Source organism: Geobacter sp. AOG2 (assembly GCF_019972295.1).
GTDB lineage: Bacteria > Desulfobacterota > Desulfuromonadia > Geobacterales > Pseudopelobacteraceae > Oryzomonas.
Genome location: NZ_BLJA01000001.1, coordinates 224977 through 247780 on the forward strand (window position 1 = coordinate 224977; position 22804 = coordinate 247780).

At 49.3% G+C, this 22804-nt stretch carries 14 protein-coding genes; 11 read left to right on the forward strand and 3 right to left on the reverse strand.

Going from position 1 to position 22804, the window contains the following annotated elements; genetic code table 11:
• Positions 1–12 precede the first annotated feature (12 nt).
• Positions 13–669 carry a fumarylacetoacetate hydrolase family protein gene (locus tag LDN12_RS01020; protein WP_223920777.1) on the reverse strand — a complete coding sequence of 219 codons (657 nt, stop codon included), beginning with the start codon at positions 667–669 and terminating at the stop codon, positions 13–15.
• Positions 666–2198, reverse strand: a complete 1533-nt coding sequence (gene gpmI / locus LDN12_RS01025) for a 2,3-bisphosphoglycerate-independent phosphoglycerate mutase (RefSeq protein WP_223920778.1) — start codon at positions 2196–2198, stop codon at positions 666–668. The genes LDN12_RS01020 and gpmI overlap by 4 nt, the downstream gene beginning before the upstream one ends.
• A 938-nt stretch (positions 2199–3136) precedes the next feature.
• Here gpmI and LDN12_RS01030 point away from each other — a divergent pair.
• From LDN12_RS01030 to LDN12_RS01070, 9 genes are all read left to right on the forward strand, one after another.
• Complete coding sequence (locus tag LDN12_RS01030; RefSeq protein ID WP_223920780.1) at positions 3137–5545, forward strand: TerB N-terminal domain-containing protein; 2409 nt, start codon at positions 3137–3139, stop codon at positions 5543–5545.
• Positions 5542–6885: an ATP-binding protein gene (locus LDN12_RS01035; RefSeq protein WP_223920782.1), complete on the forward strand. Its 1344-nt coding sequence runs from the start codon at positions 5542–5544 to the stop codon at positions 6883–6885. The genes LDN12_RS01030 and LDN12_RS01035 overlap by 4 nt, the downstream gene beginning before the upstream one ends.
• A complete protein-coding gene (locus tag LDN12_RS01040; RefSeq protein WP_223920783.1) occupies positions 6866–9082 on the forward strand; it encodes a DEAD/DEAH box helicase in 2217 nt (738 codons plus the stop codon). Before LDN12_RS01035 ends, LDN12_RS01040 begins: the two co-directional genes overlap by 20 nt.
• 655 nt (positions 9083–9737) lie before the next feature.
• Positions 9738–11117 (forward strand): SIR2 family protein, encoded by a 1380-nt coding sequence (locus tag LDN12_RS01045; protein ID WP_223920785.1) that lies wholly within the window; start codon positions 9738–9740, stop codon positions 11115–11117.
• A 337-nt stretch (positions 11118–11454) separates the two neighbouring features.
• Positions 11455–13050: an ATP-binding protein gene (locus tag LDN12_RS01050; RefSeq protein ID WP_223920787.1), complete on the forward strand. Its 1596-nt coding sequence runs from the start codon at positions 11455–11457 to the stop codon at positions 13048–13050.
• Between the two features lie 15 nt (positions 13051–13065).
• Positions 13066–13275, forward strand: coding sequence for a KTSC domain-containing protein (locus LDN12_RS01055; protein WP_223920789.1), 210 nt, complete (start codon positions 13066–13068; stop codon positions 13273–13275).
• A 51-nt stretch (positions 13276–13326) separates the two neighbouring features.
• Positions 13327–14574 carry an exonuclease SbcCD subunit D gene (locus LDN12_RS01060; RefSeq protein WP_223920790.1) on the forward strand — a complete coding sequence of 416 codons (1248 nt, stop codon included), beginning with the start codon at positions 13327–13329 and terminating at the stop codon, positions 14572–14574.
• Positions 14575–14576: 2 nt separating this feature from the next.
• Positions 14577–17012 carry an AAA family ATPase gene (locus LDN12_RS01065; RefSeq protein ID WP_223920792.1) on the forward strand — a complete coding sequence of 812 codons (2436 nt, stop codon included), beginning with the start codon at positions 14577–14579 and terminating at the stop codon, positions 17010–17012.
• Positions 17013–17402: 390 nt separating this feature from the next.
• Positions 17403–17846: a MarR family transcriptional regulator gene (locus LDN12_RS01070; protein ID WP_223920794.1), complete on the forward strand. Its 444-nt coding sequence runs from the start codon at positions 17403–17405 to the stop codon at positions 17844–17846.
• Between the two features lie 63 nt (positions 17847–17909).
• On the opposite strand, the gene LDN12_RS01075 is transcribed toward LDN12_RS01070, so the two are convergent.
• Positions 17910–18485, reverse strand: coding sequence for a TetR/AcrR family transcriptional regulator (locus tag LDN12_RS01075; protein ID WP_223920796.1), 576 nt, complete (start codon positions 18483–18485; stop codon positions 17910–17912).
• A gap of 475 nt (positions 18486–18960) precedes the next feature.
• Here LDN12_RS01075 and LDN12_RS01080 point away from each other — a divergent pair, with 475 nt between their 5' ends.
• Both LDN12_RS01080 and LDN12_RS01085 read left to right on the forward strand, forming a co-directional pair.
• A complete protein-coding gene (locus LDN12_RS01080; protein ID WP_223920797.1) occupies positions 18961–21942 on the forward strand; it encodes a molybdopterin-dependent oxidoreductase in 2982 nt (993 codons plus the stop codon).
• 2 nt (positions 21943–21944) lie between these two features.
• On the forward strand, positions 21945–22790 hold the full coding sequence (locus tag LDN12_RS01085) for a 4Fe-4S dicluster domain-containing protein (RefSeq protein ID WP_223920798.1): 846 nt from the start codon (positions 21945–21947) through the stop codon (positions 22788–22790).
• The last annotated feature ends 14 nt before the right edge of the window (positions 22791–22804 follow it).

Below are 22804 nucleotides of genomic sequence, written 5' to 3' on the forward strand. Positions count from 1 at the left end.
CGTAAGAGGAGATCATTTGACGGTAACGCTAAGTCGCCCTACTCCCGCAATTTCAGCAACCATGTGATCTCCCGTCTGGACCTTGCCGACGCCGGAAGGGGTGCCGGTGAGGATCACGTCTCCCTCTTCAAGCGTAAAGATGGTGGACAGATAGCTGATAATCCTGGCCACCGGATTTATCATCAGGCCGGTGGAGCCGTTCTGACGTTCTTTTTCGTTGAGCAACAGCCTGATGGTCAGGTCTTGCGGACTTGGAATCTGTGCCGCCGGGGTAAACTCCGATAAGGGGCAGGAGGTGTCAAACCCCTTGGCGATTTCCCAGGGCAGCCCCTTCTTCTTGAGGGCGTCCTGCACATCCCGCAGGGTCATGTCGATGGCAACGCCATAACCGGCCACATGGGACAGTGCCTCGACCTCAGGGATGTCCTTGCCGTCCGTACCGATCAGTACCGCCAGTTCCGCCTCATAGTGGCATTCCGTGCTGTACGGGGGAATGACCACGGTGCCGCCGTCATCCACAACGGCGGTGGCAGGTTTCATGAAGACCACCGGCGCAGTTGGGGTCTCGTTACCCAATTCTTTGATGTGATCCACATAGTTGCGGCCGATGCAGAGGATCTTGCCGATCAGATATTCGTTGTCCGTGGCGGGTATCTTTGCGGTTTTCATAGCAGGCTTACTCCTGTCATCTCCGTGGGTTGGGCCAGACCCAGCATCTTCAGCATGGTCGGTGCAATGTCGGCCAGTCGGCCTCCTTCACGCAACGTAGTCCCCTTGCGGCTTTCGTCCACCAGCAGCAGCCACACCGGATTGGTGGTGTGGGCTGTGAAGGGTTCGCCGTTGTCGTCCGCCATCTGTTCGGCATTGCCGTGGTCGGCCGTGATCAGCACTGCGCCTTCCTTTTCCCGCACTTTGGCCACGATCCTCCCCACGCAGTCGTCCACCACCGTGACCGCTTTGACAGCCGCGTCCAGAATACCGGTGTGTCCGACCATGTCACAATTGGCGAAGTTGAGGATGATCACATCGTAGAGATCCTGGTCAATACGTTTCAGCAACTCCTCAGTCACCGGGTAGGCGCTCATCTCCGGTTTTTGGTCGTAGGTGGCCACCTCCTTTGGGGAGGGTATCAGGCAGCGCTCCTCGCCGGGGAACGGTGTTTCCACGCCTCCGTTGAAGAAAAAGGTTACATGGGCGTATTTTTCGGTTTCCGCGATGCGCAGTTGCTTCAATCCGGTTCGGGCCAGCACATCACCCAGGATATTGGTCAATTGCTCGGGTCCGTAAGCTATGGGCAGGTCGAAGGTGGCGTCGTATTCCGTCATGCAGACATAACCGGCCAGCTTCGGGCGGGAACGGCGTTGAAAACCGTCAAACTCGTCGAGGGCCAAAGCGCGGGTGATCTCCCGGGCTCGGTCGGAGCGGAAGTTGAAGAATATAAAGCCGTCGCCGTCCTTGATTGTGCCTACCGGCGCATCGTTTTTGGTGATCACTGCCGGGACGACGAATTCGTCGTGTACCCCGGCGGCATAGCTGGCCTCGATGCCTTCCCGGGGGGAGGCACATCGTTCTCCCTCGCCGTACACCATGGCGTTGTAAGCCTTTTCGACTCGCTCCCAGCGATTATCCCGGTCCATGGCATAGTAGCGCCCCATAATCGTGGCGATCTGTCCGGTGCCGATCCGTCCTATCTCCGCCTCCAACCGGGCCAGATAATCGATACCGCTCTGGGGTGGGGTGTCGCGGCCGTCCAGCAGGCAATGCACGAAGACCTCTTTCACCCCTTCCCGTTTGGCCAACTCCAGAAGGGCATACAGGTGGCTGTTGTGGGAATGTACCCCGCCGTCGGAAAGCAGACCTGCCAAGTGGAGCCTGCCGCCGTTGGCCTTGGTCTTGGCAAGGCACTCCAGCAGGATCGGGTTGGCGAAGAAGTCGCTGTCCCGGATCGATTTGGTGATACGGGTCAGATCTTGATACACGACTCGCCCGGCGCCGATATTGAGGTGACCGACCTCCGAGTTGCCCATCTGACCGTCGGGCAGTCCAACCGCCATACCGGAGGTATGAATCTGGACATGGGGATATTCCGCCAGCAATCTGGTCAGGTTGGGGGGATGGGCCAGGGCCACAGCGTTATTCGCGGGATTGGCGTTAATCCCCCAGCCGTCGAGGATCATCAGGAGAAGCGGTTTTTTCATGGGCAGACCCCGTATTTATGGAATTATGGATACTGTAAACACGTGACACAACTGTAAGTCAAAACTGCCGTGGCTTCAAGGGCTATATCGACTTGCATATCGTGTACGCACTGTTTTTTCTATTTTTGAACCGCCCTCAAAATGCTGGGCGGTTTTTGGGACATGAAATTGGGTGAGACCAGCCTCGGATACGAATCCTTGCCCTGGCGGCTGAGATGATGTATTCTTCATCCGCTTGACAGGAATACGTTGGGTATTCGAATTGCCTACCCTGCGACAGTCACATTTCACCAAATGACGATTAGTAAAAGTTAGTGTCAAATTTGGGTAGTAAAAGTTATTGTCATGCTATAACTATTTAATATATATAGTTTTTATTCCCCTGCCAGCCTGCCAACGCCTCTAAATCAATTCCTATCTTGATCTTAATTTCCGACGATTCCAAAATCGATAACGCCATCTTAATGGATTAAATTTTATTAATGGTAAAAGTTATTGTCAAAAATTGGTAGTAAAAGTTATTGTCAAGGCATAACCTATTGATATTAAAGTATTATACTGTAAGAAGTCCTTGGGTTATGCGTTTTGAATACCCCTTTCACTTCATGACCATCGACCGAGCTAGAATAAATTTTGTGTCAAAATGATACAAAAAACCGCACTTGATCGGATTTTAAGTGCCATTTTTGATGTAATTACAAGGGGATAAGGCTATTGCTGTTCCAGTGTTAATTCTATTAACACTCTGAAATCGCGTTGATATTTGTGTTTACGTGATGTAGAAGAAAGAGGGGCCTATTTTGTGTGCACCATGTTTTCAAAAGGCTGGTCTGACCTAAATTGAATACAAAATTAAGAAGGTTTCCCCCTAATTCCCCTAAATGAAATCCCTCCTGATCTCGCCGGGAGGTGTGGAATGAGCCTAGAGGGCAATCAAAATGGCAAAAAATTCAGCTAGTGGCGGAGTGGCCATTGTTGGTCTAATACTTCTCGGCATGATAATAAAATACTGGGAAGCCTTCCTATCGATTGGAAGTGTTGTCTTGATAGTGTGGGGTATCGTAAAGCTCATAAAAGGTTCATCCGGAACACAGCCGGTAATAAGCGCAAAGAACTCTTCACTCGACGCCCTTAAATCAACTCAGCCAAAGAAAGTCGCTGCTCCTATCCCGACTCTTAAAATTGAAGTAACCACCAATTATTCCCGCCCACAAGAATCATCATACGAACAATACGACTCTGCAATATACGGCGCTAGCGCCCAGAGTGTTTCTCCTGATTCCGTCTGGATACCCCAAGGCCAGGCCGTTTCAATCCAAGGTTATTCCATCTCTGGGGGGCTCATTTATTCTGGTACCGGTCTTAAGAATTTTCGAGGATGGGGGCCGGAACCGGCACTCATTGACCCAACTCTTACAATAGACAGGAACAACCCCGACAAGGAAGGCATGAACATGTCCTACTGGCCTTCCTATTATGAAATCCCTCCTTCGTCAAGGGCGGCGTTTCTCGAATGGTTATCCACTGGACGAAAAGACCCAAATGCATGCATTGGCTACGTGTTCATCTATTTCTATGGCCTTGAACGGCGGGTATTGGCCGATGCCAAGAATTTAGTCTCAGCTCGCGCTGAAACCGACATCATACTTGCGGAAGCGAAGCGCCTTCTCTCAATCTACGGGAAAAACGGCTCCTTCGCTGGGTACTGTTCCAGGTTCATTGATGTCATCCAGTCATCAGCCGTGAAAGAGCGGTTGTACGATAAATCGCCAGCCTATAGCCTTCCTTCCTATAATTGCGAAATTCCTCTCTCAGTAAAAAATGGCTTGGGACAAATGGCCGCTGACGGGAAACTCCTCCCGGCAGAATGGGCACTCGCCTGGGTATTGACCGACCCATTGACGCCGCGCCGGACCCCAGTTCATCGCTGTCGTGAGGAATTTGGTAAGCTCTTTTGCCTCAAATATGCTGAAAAATATGGCGAAGGGGCTAAGCTCAAGCAGAACAAAACGAAGATCAAATACTACTATCGTCCGGCGAGTGCATCGTTCGGGGGGCAACTCGAAGTGCCTCTGGATGGCCTTTCCGACGTGACCGTGTTGAAAGAACCCGTTACGACGCTTCGAATGATCGCCGACGCATGTTCGAATGAACTGGATGCGTACAGCCGCTACCTGGGGCGCAAGACCTCTGGAAGAGATTCCATTGAAGGGGTGATATTGCTCCCCCAAGTGTTGCGTGAAAGACATGGTGGGAATGAGTACAAAAACCTTTCGACATGGCTGCAAGCGCAAAGAATTGAAGAGCAGCCGGTAATAGTTAATTTTTCAGAGCTGCTGCAACTTGTACCGTCTATAGGTGGAAATTCCTTTGGAAAGCGTGAAGCAACGGCCCTAGCGCAAGTTCTCGCCAGTATGGGTACCGGGATAGAGCCTGATGCCCGGTTTGGCAATTTTTTGCCCAAAAACGGTCAGGAAGTCGTCCTGTTCAAGTTATCTGACCAAGCACCGCTTGCACCGTCCTCAGAGTATTCAGTTGCAACCATTCTGTTGCATCTGGCATCCGCAGTGGCACATTCTGACGGCTCCGTAGCTCCAGAAGAAAAACGTCACCTGGAAGAGTACCTGGAAACTTGGCTTCATCTTTCCCCTGACGAAAGAACTCGACTTAAGGCGCATACACAATGGCTTCTCCAGTCCTTCCCCGGGCTGAACGGACTTAAGAAACGGCTGGAATCGCTCAATCAGCAACAAAAAGATTCCATTGGGAGATTCCTGGTCGGCGTGGCTCAGGCCGATGGCTATATCGATCCCACTGAAATAAAAATGTTGACCAAAATCTATGACCTGCTGGGCCTCGACACTCAAAATCTGTACAGCCATGCTCATGCCGCCGCAGTTGAGCCAGTGACGGTGCAGGTTGCGGACATTGTCAAACCAACATTTACCATACCTATGCCACCCCAGCAGGCCGCTTCTCATGGGGTTAGTCTGGATATGGGGGCCGTCGAGGCAAAAATGGCGGAAACAGTTGCCGTCTCGGCACTGCTGAAGGATATATTCACAGACGACGAAATGTCACAAATTGCGCCTGCCGAACCTGAACTTGATACAGTGACCATAGCCGGACTCGACCCAGAACATTTCACCTTTATGCGGGTACTGGCCTCAAAGCATACTTGGGCACGTGAGGAACTGGAGAAGTTGGCTGTAGACTATAACCTGATGCTGGACGGTACCCTCGACAGCATTAATGATGCATCGTTTGACTACTTCGGGGGACCCTTTTTCGAAGGTGAAGACCCCATTGAAATCAATGCCGACTATGCCAAGGAGATAGCAGTATGACCACCGCAATACGTCCGAAAGATCGGGATGCTGTTATTCAGTCACTGCGGGCCGGGGTCGTTCCCCGCATCGGCCAGCACCTAATTCAGGTTGGACGGTTCAATGAAATCGCGGCACTCAATAAGGATATAGAAACGGTAGCCGACAGCGGATCGTGCATCCGCTTCGTCATCGGGGAGTACGGCTCAGGCAAGACCTTTTTCCTCAATCTGGTAAGGGCCATCGCACTTGAGAAACGCCTGGTAACAATCCATGCGGACCTCAACCCTGACCGGCGGTTACATGCCACTGGCGGCCAGGCCCGCTCACTCTATGCCGAAATGATGCGCAACATCTCGACCCGCTCCAAGCCGGATGGCGGGGCAATGCAAAGCATTGTCGAGCGGTTTGTCACTGAAGCCCTAAAGGAAGCGAAAGCTTCAGGTAGAGACCCGGAAGTGGTAATTCACGAAAAGATGAATATCCTCTCCGAGATGGTTGGCGGCTACGACTTTGCTCAGGTGATTGCGGCCTACTGGAAAGGGCATGATTCGGGCAACGAGCAGTTAAAGGCAGATGCGATACGCTGGCTCAGGGCGGAATTCACCACGAAAACCGATGCTCGCAATGCCCTTGGGGTGAGGACCATTATCGATGATGGCTCTTTCTATGACCATCTCAAGCTGATGGCCTTGTTCGTTCGACTGGCAGGTTTTGCGGGCCTGCTGGCCTGCCTGGATGAACTCGTGAACCTTTACAAGCTGTCGAATGTGCAGTCCCGGAACGCCAACTATGAACAAATTCTCCGTATCCTGAACGATTCGTTACAAGGTACCTCAGTGGGACTCGGCGTCATCATGGGGGGTACCCCTGACTTTCTCATGGATACTCGTCGGGGCCTCTACAGTTATTCCGCGCTCCAGTCACGCTTGGCTGAGAATACATTTGCCGTAAAGGGATTGGTGGATTACAGCGGGCCGGTTCTGCGTCTCAGCAACCTAAGCCCTGAAGATTTCTATATCCTTTTAGGAAAAATCCGGCACGTCTTTGCATACGGCAATCCTGCCGACTATCTTATTCCTGATGAAGCGTTGAAGGCTTTTATGGAGCACTGTTCCAAGAAAATCGGCGATGCATACTTCAGGACGCCCCGCAATACCATTACCTCCTTCGTCAACTTTCTGTCGGTTTTAGAGCAAAACAGACAAGCAACGTGGCAGGGCGTCCTTGGAACCGTGGATATCAAGCCCGACATCAACCCGGACCTGGATATCCCGCAGGAGGAAACAGCGGTACAGACACCTTCTGCTGCCTTGCTGCCAGCAGAAGAAGAGGAGAGCCTTGCAACCTTCAAGCTCTGAATCTCAGGCGTTCTATCTGCTCGACGAAAGGATCCGGCGCTGGGTCTGGGGCCAAGGCTGGAATAATCTTCGCGACGCCCAGGAGCGGGCCATTCCTCCTATCCTGGCCGGGAACACCGATGTCATCATTGCTTCTGCGACTGCCAGCGGCAAAACTGAAGCGGCCTTTCTCCCTATCTGTTCAAGGCTACTATCGGAAGAAGAGCAAACCGCCTGCGTTGTTTACCTGAGTCCATTGAAGGCCCTCATCAATGACCAGTTTTCCCGCATGGAACAGTTGTGTGAACGGTTGGATATTCCGGTACACCCATGGCATGGCGATATCTCAGGGAGCAAGAAAAAGAAATTCCTGAGCGCTCCACGTGGTATCCTCCTTATCACGCCGGAATCCGTGGAATCCTTGTTCGTCAATCACGGTACCGCCATACCCCAGCTTTTTAGTGGTCTCCTCTACATCGTCGTGGATGAACTCCACTCATTTATCGGCTCCGAACGGGGCCAGCAGTTACAGTCACTCCTTCATCGCATCGAATTTGCCATCAAACGAAAAGTCCCCCGCATTGGTCTAAGCGCCACTATCGGAGATATGCCGCTCACTGCACGTTTCCTCCGACCTGACAACGACTCCGAAGTGGAGATGATTGTCTCCACAGCCACTGCTCAAGAACTGCGGCTCCTGCTCAAAGGATATCTCCAGAAGCCTCCAGTCCTTACAAAAACAGGTGAGCAAGAAGAAGAGGTACAAGTTGACGGAAGCCTGTTAGATATTGGGGACCACCTCTTTAAGACCCTGCGGGGGAGCAGCAATCTTATCTTCCCCAACAGTCGCAACCAGGTTGAGTTTTTTGCGGACTATCTGCGGAGGAGGTGTGAAGACCAACACCTGCCGAACGAATTCTGGCCCCACCATGGTAGCCTCTCGAAAGAGCTGCGCGAGGATGCGGAAACAGCTATAAAGGACAAGTCTCGCCCTGTGAGCATCGTCTGTACCTCGACCTTGGAAATGGGCATCGATATAGGGTCGGTGGTTAGTATTGCTCAGGTTGGAGTTCCGCCCTCCGTGGCGAGCATGCGCCAACGACTTGGCCGCTCCGGGCGGCGGGAAGGCGACCCTGCCATCCTGAGGATTTTCATCCAGGAAGAGGAACTGACCGAGAAATCTACCCCTTCCGACAGCCTTCGGGCTGGCCTGGTACAAACTATTGCCATGGTGAGGCTTCTGCTGTCGAAGTGGTACGAACCTCCGCCTACAGGTGGCCTGCATCTCTCGACCATGGTGCAGCAGATGCTATCGTTGATAGCCCAGTACGGTGGGGTGACAGCAGCCCAGGCGTACCATGTCTTGTGTAAGAACGGCCCGTTTCCGCTTGTTACTCAGCAGATGTTTGCTGACTTCTTGCGGAGCCTTGGTAACCAGCAACTCATCATGCAGGCAAGTGATGGATTGATTCTCCATGGTCAGTTGGGGGAGAGAATTGTCAACCACTTTTCGTTTTATACTGCGTTTACGACCCTAGAAGAGTATCGGTTGGTATCCGGTGACCGGACCCTTGGGACACTCCCTATTGATCGTCCAGTGGCTGAAGGCTCTCTACTCATCTTCGGCGGAAAACGCTGGCTCGTTTTGGAGGTTGATGCGCCTAAAAAGGTCATTGTGCTGCAACCAGCTAAGGGAGGAAAGGCGCCGGTCTTTGGTGGAGAGGCAGGCTGGACCCACGACCGTATTCGCCAGGAGATGTTCGCTGTTTATACGGAGAAAGATATCCCGGTATTTCTGGATGCTCAGGCGAAAGAAATGCTGGTGGAAGCACGGGAAAGCTTCAAACGTTATGGCCTGACCAATAGGAGTATGCTTGTGCAGGGAAGTACCACGTATCTGTTCTGCTGGATGGGGGATCGGGTTCTGGATACCCTAGCTGCTATGCTCCGCTCAAAAGGCACGAAGGCTGCCAATGAGGGGATTGCGGTTGTCGCTCACGATGCCTCGCCGGATGAGTTGCGGAACAACCTGGAGACATTGATAAAAGAGGGGTTACCGGATGCCTACGAATTAGCCCGGACGGTGGCAAATAAGGCATGCGAGAAATACGATCTGTTTCTTGCTGATGAGCTTTTAAGCGCTGATTATGCGGCCTCAAAGCTCGACAGCAACGGAGCCTTAAGCACACTGCATAAATTGCTTAATGGTACATGTTAGCTTGTCGTGATTTGTCAACGATGATTGGGGGCGCTTCAGAATTCGGAAAATAAAGCACGCTAACGGCTGGCGTGTCAGATTAAAGCCCAGGGAATCGCGCCGAAAGCGTCAGGCAGAGCAGAAATCAGTCCTAGCCTGACAGAATCAAGGCGCGTAAAGTGAAATCTTAGCTAGAGGCGTCATCAAGCACGTTCCGCTGTCATTTCCTTTGCCCCTATGCGACTTGAAGCTTATGCCCGCACAAAATAGAACATGTCGGCCACAACGGATCTACGCTGCGACCAAAAGTGCTGTGCGCGCGAGATGGGTAATTATTGAATAATAAAATTCACAATATTTTATTATATTTCAATGTATTATATTATATTGCAGATTAATAAATGAATAATAAATGGTGTTGTCTTTTGGATATTTTTAGCGGGGACAGATGGCGATATTTTTGTATCATAATGGCGCAAATTAAGGCACCTGAACATGTTTCAAGTGCCTTTTTTGCTTTGATATTAAGGAGATGTCCATCTTGCCATGAAATGTTAGTTTTTTTAACATTTTGATATTACGTTGAAATTTGTTTTTAGGTGGAGTAGAAGCACGGTTAGGGAAAAGCTGCCATGAAAATGCCCAAGATCGGAATCAAGCAGGGAGGATGAGACACATGGTCAAAGGTTCCATTTCAGTGACTACTTCTGCTCCCGGAGCATCGCCACTTGCCGCAGTGGCACCAGATAAACCATCGCTTGCTGCAATCCACGATGCCGCCCAGCAGGCTCGAAATCTGCGCCAAGTACTCCAAGACGATAAACTACGCATTGGTTGTTTCCTCGGTGCCGGTTGTCCTCTTGGCATTTACGACGTAGAAGGAAAGGAGAGTGTCGTCCTCATACCTTCAATCGTGGAACTCACGAAACGGGTAGCAAATAGTCTAGATGCCTGTGATAAGGCCGATGGATCAACTTCAACCTACAGAAAAAGTTGGGACTCGCTCTGCGAAGAATGCAAGTCAGCCGATGGGAAAACACCCACTATTGAGGACATACTTACTGAACTTCGCACTCTAACCAACCGCCGAGGCAGTTCATTGGTTCTTGGAATGACGAAAAAAGTCTTAACGGATCTCGACATGAAGATTTGTGACCTTGTTACGGAACTCATGAGGAAGTCTCTCCCTGCGTATCGCTGTTCGTATCATCGTTTCGCATCGTGGATCGGTGGTCTACATAGCCTCTCGCCAATAGAGATTTTTACTCCAAACTATGACCTGCTTTTTGAGCAGGCTTTTGAACAACACCCCCTCCCGCACTTCGATGGGTTTGTTGGCTCGCGAGAACCTTGGTTTGATCTTGCCTCTATCGAACACGATGCTATTCCCGCTCGATGGACGCGGCTATGGAAACTCCACGGGTCCATAAATTGGGAGAAGGTTGAAGAAACAGTAAATGGTACCCATGTTACACGCATTGTACGTGTCACGCGTGAAGCAAAAGCCGGTAAGGTGATGATTTTCCCATCACACCTCAAATACGATCAGAGTCGGCGAATGCCATATTTAGCAATGCTTGACAGGCTCCGAGCTTTTTTCCATGGGCAGGTGATAAGGAAACGTGGTGATGCTGCAAACAGGGATGAGGATGCACCGCGGATGATAGTGTGTGGCTACTCTTTCCTTGATGAGCATATCAACGAAGTTCTGCTCGATGGTTTGCGCGGTAATCGTAATGCTCAGTGCTTTGCACTGATGTACTCAAACCTATCAGATCATCCACGGGCCGTTGAATATGCGATGAAGCAGGGGAATCTCACTGTTCTCGCAAAGGACGGTGCGGTCATAGGGACTCGTGTGGGTCTGTATCGACCAGAAACCGCCGGAGGTGACGAACACAGACCATGGCTATATGAGGAGGATATTAGTACTACCGACTCCACTAAACCTGATAAGTCTACAAAATGCTGTTTGGGGGACTTTCACTACTTTGGACTTTTTCTCGAACAGCTTTGCGGAGGGGGGCACAGCTACAATGCACACACGTCCCTTTAGCTCAGACCCCTCCAGGCTTGGAACCGTTGAGGACGTTAACGGTTCGAGCATTAGCGTAAAGCTCTCTGAAAATACACCAGGCGGTTTATTGTTTGTCAATGGGGAGGCGTATAGGGTTGGCCAAGTTGGAGGATTCATTCGTATTCCGTCGGGCTATGTCGATCTGTATGGCTTGATCTCGGAGGTTGGTGCGGGCGCAGCCCCCGGACCACCGGAACTTGCGCCTCAGCTTGGAAATAGGTGGTTTCGAGTAGAACTTATTGGGGAAGGTCGGAGAGGTTCGAGATTTGAGCGAGGCATATCGCAATACCCTTCAATCGGTGATCCAGTCCATGTGATGACAGAGTCGGACCTAAAAACCATATATGCGCCAGGTGACGAGGAAGGGTATATCGCGGTTGGGAGAGTGGCGAGTGCAGAGTCCATCCGTGCATATCTTAACTTGAACCGGCTTGTCAGTCGTCACTCTGCTGTGGTAGGAAGCACCGGTTCAGGGAAATCCACAGCCGTTGCAAGTTTATTGGCTGCTATTTCGGATTCCGGCAACCTGCCTGGTGCGCGCGTCGTTTTGCTTGACCTACACGGGGAGTATGCAAAGGCACTCGGTGAAAATGCGACGGTCTTCCGACTCAACCCTCGAAAGGGCACGGAGGAACAGAAACTGTGTATTCCGTTTTGGGCACTGGCCTTTGATGAATTAGTGCCCATATGTTTAGGCGGTGTTGACGACAAACAGCGCTCTGTGATAGCGGACCTAATGGTGGCTCTCAAACAGGACGCGATTGCCGCTGCTGTCGCTACAGGCAAATCGATGGAGATATCTACCGAAGAAGTTACCGTTGATACACCGGTACCGTTCAGTCTAAAGCAACTCTGGTTTCGCCAGCACTACCGTGAATATCGGATGGTGACAAAAAAACAAGGTGGATCGGATGATGACGTAGTCGATGCTTTGGTTCTTCTGAGTGAAGGGGGTAAAGCGGAGCAACCGGGTGACGCAGAAAATCTTATTCAACCAAAATTTCGGACGTATAAGAGCACTGGCCCTAAGGAGCAGCACGTATCATCAGCGAATGAAGGGTCCAACCTACGCCAACAGATGACACTTCTTCACTCACGTCTTAGAGATCAGCAACTTCAGTTCCTGTTTGCGCCAGGCAACTGGACGCCCGATTCCAAAGGAGTTACGAAAGAGGATCTCGATACGTTGCTTGCATCCTGGATGTGCAACAAGCGTTCGATAACGGTCTTGGACCTTTCTGGGATTCCCTCTTCAGTGCTGGACCATCTCATTGGTGCTGTTCTGCGCATCCTGTTTGACGCTGCATTCTGGGGACGTGCCCTACCCGTTGGAGGACGCTTGCGACCGCTGCTCGTTGTACTTGAGGAAGCTCATAGGTATCTCAGCAAGAGCAACATGGAGCATGCTGGGGTAGCACGGGGTGGGGCTGCCGCCGCAGCTCGCCGGATAGCGAAAGAGGGCCGGAAGTATGGTGTGGGCCTCATGCTAGTCAGTCAGCGGCCATCGGAGGTTGACACAACAATTCTATCTCAGTGTGGAACGACGGTAGCACTTCGGCTAACAAATGAGGCGGATCGTAGCCAAATCTCATCCATATCATCCGATAGTCTCAAAGGTTTGTTCTCGATGCTCCCAATTCTGCGAACACATGAAGCCTTAATCGTAGGCGAGGCCGTGAATATGCCAATTAGGGCTAGGATTAACCTTCCGCCTGCTGGAAGGTGGCCGGATAGCGAAGACCCATTGGTTGTCGTGCCAAAGGGGCCAGACGGAAAGCGTTTAAGGCCGGGCGGGTGGACAGAAATAGTCAAGGATGAGAACTACAAAACTCTTGTTGAGGCTTGGCGGAAACAGGATGCGCACCAGGAGGCTGCGGCACCAACAGCAAAACCAGACAAGAAAAAAATATGAGAGGAGGGAGGAAAAATGGAACGAATACCTGTTACCTCAAGCAATATTCGAGCAATCGGATATGACCCGGACAGCCAGACTCTCGAAATTGAATTCAACCATGGTTCTGTGTACCAGTACACGGGAGTTCCAGAGCATGAGTATGAGAGTATGATGAATGCGGATTCAAAGGGCCAATACCTTAACGCCAATATCAAGGGCCGATACCCATTTATCAAACTATAAGTTCGAAATTCAAAACGGTGTCAAACAATTACTTAATGCAAAGACATAAATATGCAAATTTCCTTCCTCCACACCGCCGACATCCACCTCGGCAAAACATACCGCACTTCTGCTAACGAGTCCGAACGCTACGAAGACTTCTTTTGCATGCTCGGGAGTATTGTGGCCGATGCCATCGCCAGACAGGTGGATTTCGTCCTGATCGCCGGCGATTTGTTCCATACCGGTCAGATTCTCCCACGCACCTTTGCCCGCACCATCGAAACCCTGCAACCACTCAAGGATGCCGGTATCCCCTGTATTGCTGTGGAAGGCAACCATGATTGGATTCACCGCCGCGACAGCATTTCATGGATGGAGGCGCTCTCACAGATGGGTTACATCTGCCTGCTGCGGCCGTCGCGCACGGAGAGCGGCGGCTATTGTTTCGAGCCGTTTGATCCCGAGACCGGCATGGGCGGCCATATCGGGATCAAGGGGCTGAATATTTACGGCCTGGGGTATATCGGCACCCAGGCGGGCAACCACGTGGCCCGTATCTGCGAAGCGGTAACGACCGAGAACAATCTGCTGCTGTTCCATGTGGGCGTCTGGACCTACTCGCCGGTGGAGATCGGTAACATGCAGCCGGACGAAGCGCTGCCCCTTGCGGACAAATTCGCCTATGTGGCACTGGGTCATGGGCATAAATCCTATGTCATCGCCACACTCGACGGTCGCAACTACGCTTACAATCCCGGCGCGCCGGAGCGAGTCAACTTCGGTGAGGAAAAACATGACAAGGGCTATTTCCTGGTTACTGTGGAGGAGGGGGCGTTCAGCCACGAATTCCGCAAAACTTCACCTCGCCCAATGCTGGTGGCAACCATCAGCTTGGACGGAGCAGAAAATGCCGGACAGGCCCTGGAGAGCTTTCGCATCCAGATAGCGGAAAAACTGATCGATGGAGACGGTCGCCAACCATTGCTGGAGATCAGGCTTGCCGGCCGGGTTGCTTTCCATCCTTTCGAGCTGGGCCGCGAACGCTTGCGATTGGTTCTGGATGAAATCTGCAACCCACTGCACGTGGAGATAAAGAACCATCTCTCGCTGGTCACTCGCAGCGGAAATGGCGAAGAGGTCAAAAAGAGTTTAGCCGAGATCGAAAAGGATGTGCTTGGGGAGTTGATCAGCGCCAACAGTGCTTATAAGGAGCGGAAGGCTGAACTGGTCAGCCTGGCCCTGGCCATCCGTGATCACGTATTGAAGGGGGACGTGGAAGGAGATGAACTGCTGAGCCTCCTTTCGCGTGAGCCATAGTCATGCAGATTCTTTCCATACATCTCAAAAACATCAAGTCACACCGTGACACTGAACTGTCTTTCACCTCCGGGATCAATGTGTTGTCTGGTCCCAACGGGGTTGGCAAGAGCACAATCTTCGAGGCCATCGGCTATGCCCTGTTTGGGGTGGACGCTAAAGATTTTGTCTCCAACGTTGACCGTTTCCTCACTATCGGCGCCAAGAAGGGCGAGATCAATGTTGTCTTCCGAACGGATGACGATGAGGCCTGGCGGGTGAGCCGCACTGTTGGGACAGGGGCTAAGTGGCTACTGGCCAGAGAGGTCTGCGGCAGCTTCGAGGTGGAAGACCACGCACGCGTCGAAGAGACCGAGGCGCGTATTGCCGGGTTGCTCGGTCTGGATAACGGCCGCTCCCTGGCGGATCAGTTCAAACTGGTGATTGGCCCATTCCAGAACGACTTTCTTGGTCCCTTTGTCATCAAGCAGCCTACCAAGAGGCAGGAGGCTTTTGACGAAATCCTTGGCATCGATGCCTGGCGTAAGACCTACAGAGGGACCAGCGGCTTGCTTTCGGCTGTTCAGGAGCGGATCAATATTCTTGCCGCTGAAGTAGCCTCGAAACAGGAACAGCTTGCCATGCTGCCCGAGAAAGAAGCCGAGTTCAAAACAATCACCGGTGAAATCGCCGTCAAGGAACAAAACTTGAAAGACAGGGACGCCGGCCTCAAGGAGCTTGAAAAACAACTCCTTGACCTGGACAACCGGGAGAAGGCCATCATCGCCCTCTCCAGCGAGATACAAATTCTTGAAAACCGCATCAAGGACGGCGAAGGGAAGATTGCTGATCAAAAGTTTCGGATTGTGGAATCAGAAAAGGCCCAAAAGATTCTTGATGAATCCAAGGCTGGAAAAGAAGTCTTCGAAAAGGCTGAGGCTCTCCTGATAGAACTGCACCGAAGAGTTCAGGAGCGCAGAGTCATTGAGTTGGAGGTCTCCAACCTGGAAAAAGAGGCTCTTCGCCTGACCCAGATGCTTGGGCACGAACGCACCGAGATCGGGAAAACCAGCAAGCAATTGGCCGAGGAGCAGACCAAGCTAGATCAGGCACGCCAGGAATTGCAGATAGATGCTAAATTCACTGACCTAGCTAGCAAACTTCCCGGATTGCGGCAGGAAGCCGAACGTCTGAGTGCACAACGCTCCTTATTGGAAGGACGACGCGAAAGCCTGCTGGAGGGCAAAGACAAGCTGGCCGAAGGTGTATGTCCATTTTTCCAGGAGGAGTGCCGAAACATCGCCGGCACCGCACCCCGCGACGTTTTCACCAGCCGTATCAGTGACCTGGACCGCCAGATGAAGGGATTAGAGGACCAGATTGAAGATCAGTCACGTCGAATCAAGGAGGCTGAGGCAGCCGAAAAAGAACTGGCCGTTGGCATGATCCGACTCCAGGAACTCGACAAACAGGTCCTTGCCCTTGATGAGCGACGCAGAAAGAACCAGGAACGATCTGACGGCATGGAACGGCTGATAACCCAGCAAGCTGGCGCGACAAAGCTGGCAGACACCCGCAGGGGTGCGCTGCAAGCCTTTGCTGGACTGGACCAGGAGATAGAGCGGGCCGAGAACGAACGTTCACAGCATCAAGCATCCAGGGATGCCTTCAATGCTAACCAGAAGGATGCCCTCGAACTTGCCAACCGTACACAGAAACTGAAGGATATGGAGAAGTTGCTGGGAGAGCTCAAGGAACAGCTTAAAGTTAAACAGGCCAGCCTCTCCCAGCAGAAGGAATCCTATCAGCCAGATGGGCACCGGGAGGCCCGTCAGGAAAAGGAACGCCTTGTTGCTGAAACAGCAACGTTACGTCAGCAGATCATTGACATGGCTAGGAATGTCAAGCGACTGGAAGCGGAGATAGTCCAACTCATTCGGCTGAAAGAAAACATCGAGGCCAAACAGGCCGAGATCAAAGGTTTCGTGGAGAAGGAAAAACTGGTCAAGTTCCTACGCAACCAGGTCTTCAAAAATGTCTCTGCCCAACTCTCGGAGCGCTTCCGGGAAGAGATCAGCCTTCATGCCGACCGCATCTACCGCACCATTGCTGATTCGGATGAGGAGTTGTACTGGGGCGAAAACTACCAAATTACCCTGCGGGACATGCAGGATGAGGTTGTCCGGGAGCGGAGCGATGATCAATTGTCAGGAGGGCAGATGATGAGTGCGGTTGTGGCATTACGCTTGGCCCTGCTTCAGACCATCGGCGCCCGGATTGCCTTCTTTGACGAACCGACCTCCAACCTTGACGCCGTCCGTCGCGAGAACCTTGCCCACGCCTTCCGCGCCATCGACGTGGGGCGCGAAGAGTTGACCGAACATTGGTACGATCAGCTCTTTCTGGTCAGCCACGACATTGCCTTCACGGAGATTACAGACAAAATCATTGAGTTGTAACACGGGGATGCATTATAAATGCTAAGCTAGCATATAAAAAGATCCCTAAATATAGGGTTATTAGGCTGCTTGGTAATGTCCCGATAGATGTATCTTAGCGAGGTTAACGCAATAGATGTTTTCGAGATTCAGTAGCGAAACCACTACAACGTGGCGTAAGGGAAGCATCTAAAGGAAGTTTTCATAATAGCCAATCGCTCGACTTGAGTCGTTTAACATAATCCGGCATGTAGAATTGTAATTTTACATAACGATTCAAGTGATTACTTTTAACTAAGAGGATGTCGTTGAACATCTCATTGATCTATTGTTTCCAGCCCTCGAAGTAGGTTTTTCTTAGGTCACCAAATATGTGGGTGATCAGGGTGTCTGAAAGGAGAGTATTTTTATATGGAAAACTATGATGATTTACTAAAGGCGATGGAACACTTTATAATAACACAAGAAATTCGTAATAAGGAAAGAATAAAGATAAAAAACAAGAAGGGAAGTCCTGTAGATCCTCGTTTGTGGAATATTACTCAACTCCACACTATTGCAATTATAAAAAAGAAAAATAAAGTTAATAATGCATTGCTGACAAACAGTCTTAATATATCAAGAGCAGCTGTAACTAAAATAATTAAAAAACTATTATCTGAAAAAATTATTGATGAGATAATGTTAGCTGATAATAAAAAAGAAAAATATTATACTTTGACTGAAAGTGGTGCTGAACTAGCATTAGCACACGAACAAGTGCACGGTCAAATTGTAAAAAAATATATCAACGTATTTAAAAAGTTTAGTGGTGAAGAACTTAAATCGATAACTCGTTTTTTAAATGAAATATAATAATAAATAATTAGTATTAATGCCGAAAATTACGCTGGAGTAAAGAATAAGTTGTATATTTTACTACAACGTTATGGATTTCCAACATGAATTTATGCATATATTTATGATGTTATCATCAAGTTCAATAAAACCAAGTATATGATCTCGTGTTAATGTAATTATAGGGCCGAATGCTAAATTAATTAATACCTGTATTGGCAAATCAATTAATACATTGAATTTGATGCCTTCAAGTAACAGTTTATTGCATATATTATTGTAATACGTATTTTCTGCCAATTGATTTCTGCGATAAGCAACACCATATGGAGAATTGTAGAACTGCTCCATATATCTGAAGTCAAGAGGATGAGTGGTAAAATAACAGAGTAAGGCTTTAGCGAGATGGAGATAGCGTTGCTTAATCGGTTTTTGGGAGGAATAGCCGTGACGTAGAAAAATTACGATTTTATCGTAAATTTCGCGAAATAGTACATTGATGAGGTCATCCTTGCTTTCAAAATAATTATAGATTGTTCCTACCGAAACATCTGCTTTGTTTGCAATGAGCGCAATTGGAGCGCCATGAAAGCCTTTTTCAGCTATTAGTTCCAATGCAACTCTTACGATCTCTTCACGTTTGACTGATATTGTCAAGTTAAATACCCCCAATTGATGTAGTTATACTTTAAAACAATTTATATATTATTAATGATTGTGTAAGTTAATTTTATATTAAATTTAATAGTATAAAAGGAATAAACATTAAATAAGGTTTATAACTAATTCACATTAACAATAATATATATGATTATACCGTCAAAATTAGTGGCAGCTTCAGAAGACCATAATGGAACCGGCAGTTACTATCTTGCTATATCTGCTTTCATATTAAGCCGTAGCCCACTCCCTCCCATTAACAGTAAAAAATCAGCATAAATTTCTTGACAATTTTTTTGAATCATTTAATATTGTAAACTGGTAAACAAAAAAAGTAAAGATAAAAGCATAACCATCCAATATCCCTCATGTTTGCCCCTTGATTTGAACCCTCGTAAAAAAACTTGACAAAACCCAAAATAGCGCATACATAAATTGTTAACCGGTTAACAAAAATGAACGGGGGGAATTTATGATGTTTGAAATGAAGGGGTTTAAGTTAGTGCTGTTTGCCATACCTAAAGCCATAGGTATGACTGCACGTAAGTACCCGGCTTTTGCGGAAAAATTGAAGGAACGTGATGCTGTTGTTCAAATGCGTGTCAAGAATGCCGAGGCAGGCAGGTATTTGGTCTTTAAACGTGGGCAGCTCAGTTCAACCGCAGGCATTCATCCGAATCCCGATTTGACAATATGTTGGGAGACTCCCGCAGTAGCTATGCGCTCTTTTTTGAAATCGCGTGATTTTTTGGAACGTATTCATGCCATGAAAAACTTTCAGTTGAGTGCAGATGGTTCACATGAGGTTGCTGCTTGGTTTTCCGAGATTCTGAATCTAATGGCTGAAGCTCCGATTCTTTTGGGTGGGGGCTATGGCATCGACATGGGTAAGGGGGTTAAGCGTTATACCAACCTTACCAATGGCGGTCCGGTGTTTGTCTACGTGAAAGACGATAAAATTCTTCGAATCACACCGATTGATTTGGACGATAAAGACGCTCCAGGCTGGAGCATTCAGGCACGCGGCAAAACCTTCACTCCCCCCCGGAAAGTTACCATCAACAACCACACCATGAATATGAAATCCACAATATATTCGCCGGATAGGCTGCTTTATCCCATGAAGCGCGTGGATTTTGACCCAAATGGTGAGCGTAACTGCAAAAATCGCGGAATTTCGGGTTACGAAAGAATCAGCTGGGATGAGGCCCTCGATATCGTAGCCAATGAGATAAAACGTGGCAAAAAGCAATATGGGCCCGGGTCACTGTTGGCCTGCCACCCTTCGCACCATATGTGGGGATCGACAGGATATTGGATTAGCGCCTTTGGGCGGATGATGAATGCGTTGGGGCATACCGCAGTTGTGAATAACCCCGACAGTTGGGAAGGGTGGCACTGGGGAGCTATGCACCATTGGGGGTATGCGGCGCGTTTAGGGTGTGCCGAGCCATATAGCACTGTAGAAGACCTTATGAAGGAAGCCGAGATGGTTGTTTTCTGGTCGAGCGACCCTGAGTCAACCGCCGGGATTTACCACTCCATGGAAGGGACCTCGCGTCGTTTGTGGCTGAAGGAACTCGGCATCAAGGTTGTGCATATCGATCCATATCTCAATCACACGGCCAAGCTCACCGGCGGTAAATGGTTTTCACCGCGCCCGGATACAGGTGCAGCAATGTCGCTAGCAATCGCATATGTCTGGATTACCGAAAATTTGTATGACAAGTGGTACGTTGAGAATCGTACTACCGGGTTTGAAATTTGGCGGGACTACATCTTGGGCAAGGGGGAGGACGGCATTGCCAAAACTCCGGAATGGCAGGAGAAGGAAACAGGGGTGCCGGCTAAGGATCTACGTGCCCTTGCCAGGGAGTGGGGCAGCAAAAAAACCTATCTGAGCTGCGGTGGAACAGGCAACATGGTCGGTGGCGCATGCCGTTGTGCGACCGGTATTGAATGGGCCCGATCCATGGTGTTGCTGATGGCCATGCAAGGTATCGGCAAGCCGGGGGTCAATATGGGCGGTATGCAGATGGGTACGCCACTGGATACCAAATTTTACTTCCCTGGTTATGCGGAAGGTGGGATGTCAGGCGACCTTTTTGCTTCGGGCATGATCTTCAACCTATACCAAAAAATGCCCCAGCTCCCAAGTGTCAACACGGTGTATCAGGCTATTCCGCGTCTTAAGATTCCAGAAGCATTGATGGGTGAACCGGTAGATGCCTGGATGACCGACTCCATGACTATACGCGGCCAGTTCCGTAAAATAATGTATCCAACGCCGGGACATTCAAAGATCAAAATGTATTACCGGTATGGCGGTTCGTTCATCGGAACAATGAATGAAACAAACCGCTTTGTAAAAGCCTATCGCAATGACAACCTGGAGTTCGTGGTCAATCAAGCCGTCTGGATGGAGGGAGAAACAAAATTTGCCGATATTATCCTGCCCGCCTGCACAAACTTTGAGCGCTGGGACATAGGTGAAGCTGCCAACTGTGGCGGATACGTCCAACATAGTTTCCTCGGTATGAACTACAGGACATTTATTATGCAGCACAAATGTATTGAGCCCCTGGGAGAATCAAAATCAGATTACGATATCCTTTTTGAGCTTTCAAAACGTTTTGGGCTCTCAGCGTACTATTCGGAAGGGATGTCGCAATACGATTGGTGCCGCAGGCTTTTTGAAGGTACAGACCTGGTCCACGATATCAAGTGGAAGGACTTTGTAAAGAAAGGTTATTACATCCTGCCTGCACCAAACAATGCTCAACGGGATCCAGTTGGAACGCGTTGGTATTATGAGGGCAAAAAGAAAAATACCCCTGAACCTACACCGTTCCCGTCAGAATACAACGATACATTTCAAGAAGGCATGTCGACGCAGAGCGGGAAAGTGGAGTTCATATCGTCAAGTTTGATGGCATTTGACCCGAACGATAAGGAACGCCCGCCAATGTGCTCTTGGATTCCATCATGGGAAGGTGCTCACAGCGGCGAAATATTTCAAAAATATCCACTTCAATTGATGACGCCCCACCCACGTTATTCCTATCATTCGCATTCTGACGGCAAGCACAGTTTTATAAATGACATAGAGGATCATCGCACCCTTGTCGACGGTTATTACTATTGGAGTCTCAGGATGAATCCCGAAGATGCTGAGAAAAGAAATATCAAGAACAAAGATCTCATTAGGGTATTCAACGATCGTGGTGAAGTTATCTGTGCCGCACAGATTACAAATCGTATTCGTCCAGGCGCCGTACATGGTTACGAATCCTGTGCAACTTATGATCCGATTGGTGAGCCAGGCTTTTCTGCTGATAAAGGCGGTTGCCTGAATCTTCTGACATCCAAGCGCCACATCGTGACGAACAGCCACTCTCATGCCGCTAACACTTGTTTAGTACAGATTGAACACTGGAAAGAAAGGAAAGCCTAACTATGTCATCAAAAAAACATTTTATGGTTATTGATCCAGCTCTCTGTGAGGATTGTGGCAGTTGCTACCTCGCATGTAAGGATGAATACAGTGACAACACTTTTCCAGGGTATAGCGCAAAACAACCAAGAAACAATCATGCTTGGATAAAGTTGCCGCGTAACGAGCGGGGGCATGGCTCTCTTATAGACGTAGTATTCAGACCACACATCTGTATGCATTGTGCTGAAGCCCCATGTACCACTAAAGCAAAAAACAACGCAATTAGTCGGCGCCCCGACGGTGTTGTTCTTATTGATCCGATCAGAGCTAAAATGCAGCCTGAATTGGTGAAAATGTGCCCCTATGACGCGATAGTTTGGAATGATGCGGAAAAACTACCGCAAAAATGCACATTGTGTGCTCACTTGCTTGATGACGGGTGGAAAACTACGCGTTGTGCCCAGGTGTGCCCAACAGGTGCACTGCGTCTTGAGTATATGACCGATGAAGAACGCTCAAACCTTATAAAGTCTCAGGAGCTGGAAGCCTATAAGCCGAATTTGAAAACGGGCCCACTGACTCTATATAAGAATCTGTACAGATTCACTAAAGCATTTATAGCAGGCAGTGTTGCTATGAAAAGCGGGGACAAGGTGGATTGTGTTAAAGGTGCTAAAATTGTTCTTAAAAGAAAACAAACTGTGTTAGCTAGCATATTTACAGATAATTATGGTGATTTTAAATTCGATAAGCTTGATGAAAATAGCGGACAATATACTTTGGATATTATTGTAGATAATAAAATAGCAAAATCAGTTAATGTAGAATTGAACAAAAGTGTATATATTGAAAATATAAAAATATAATTATGAAATAGTAA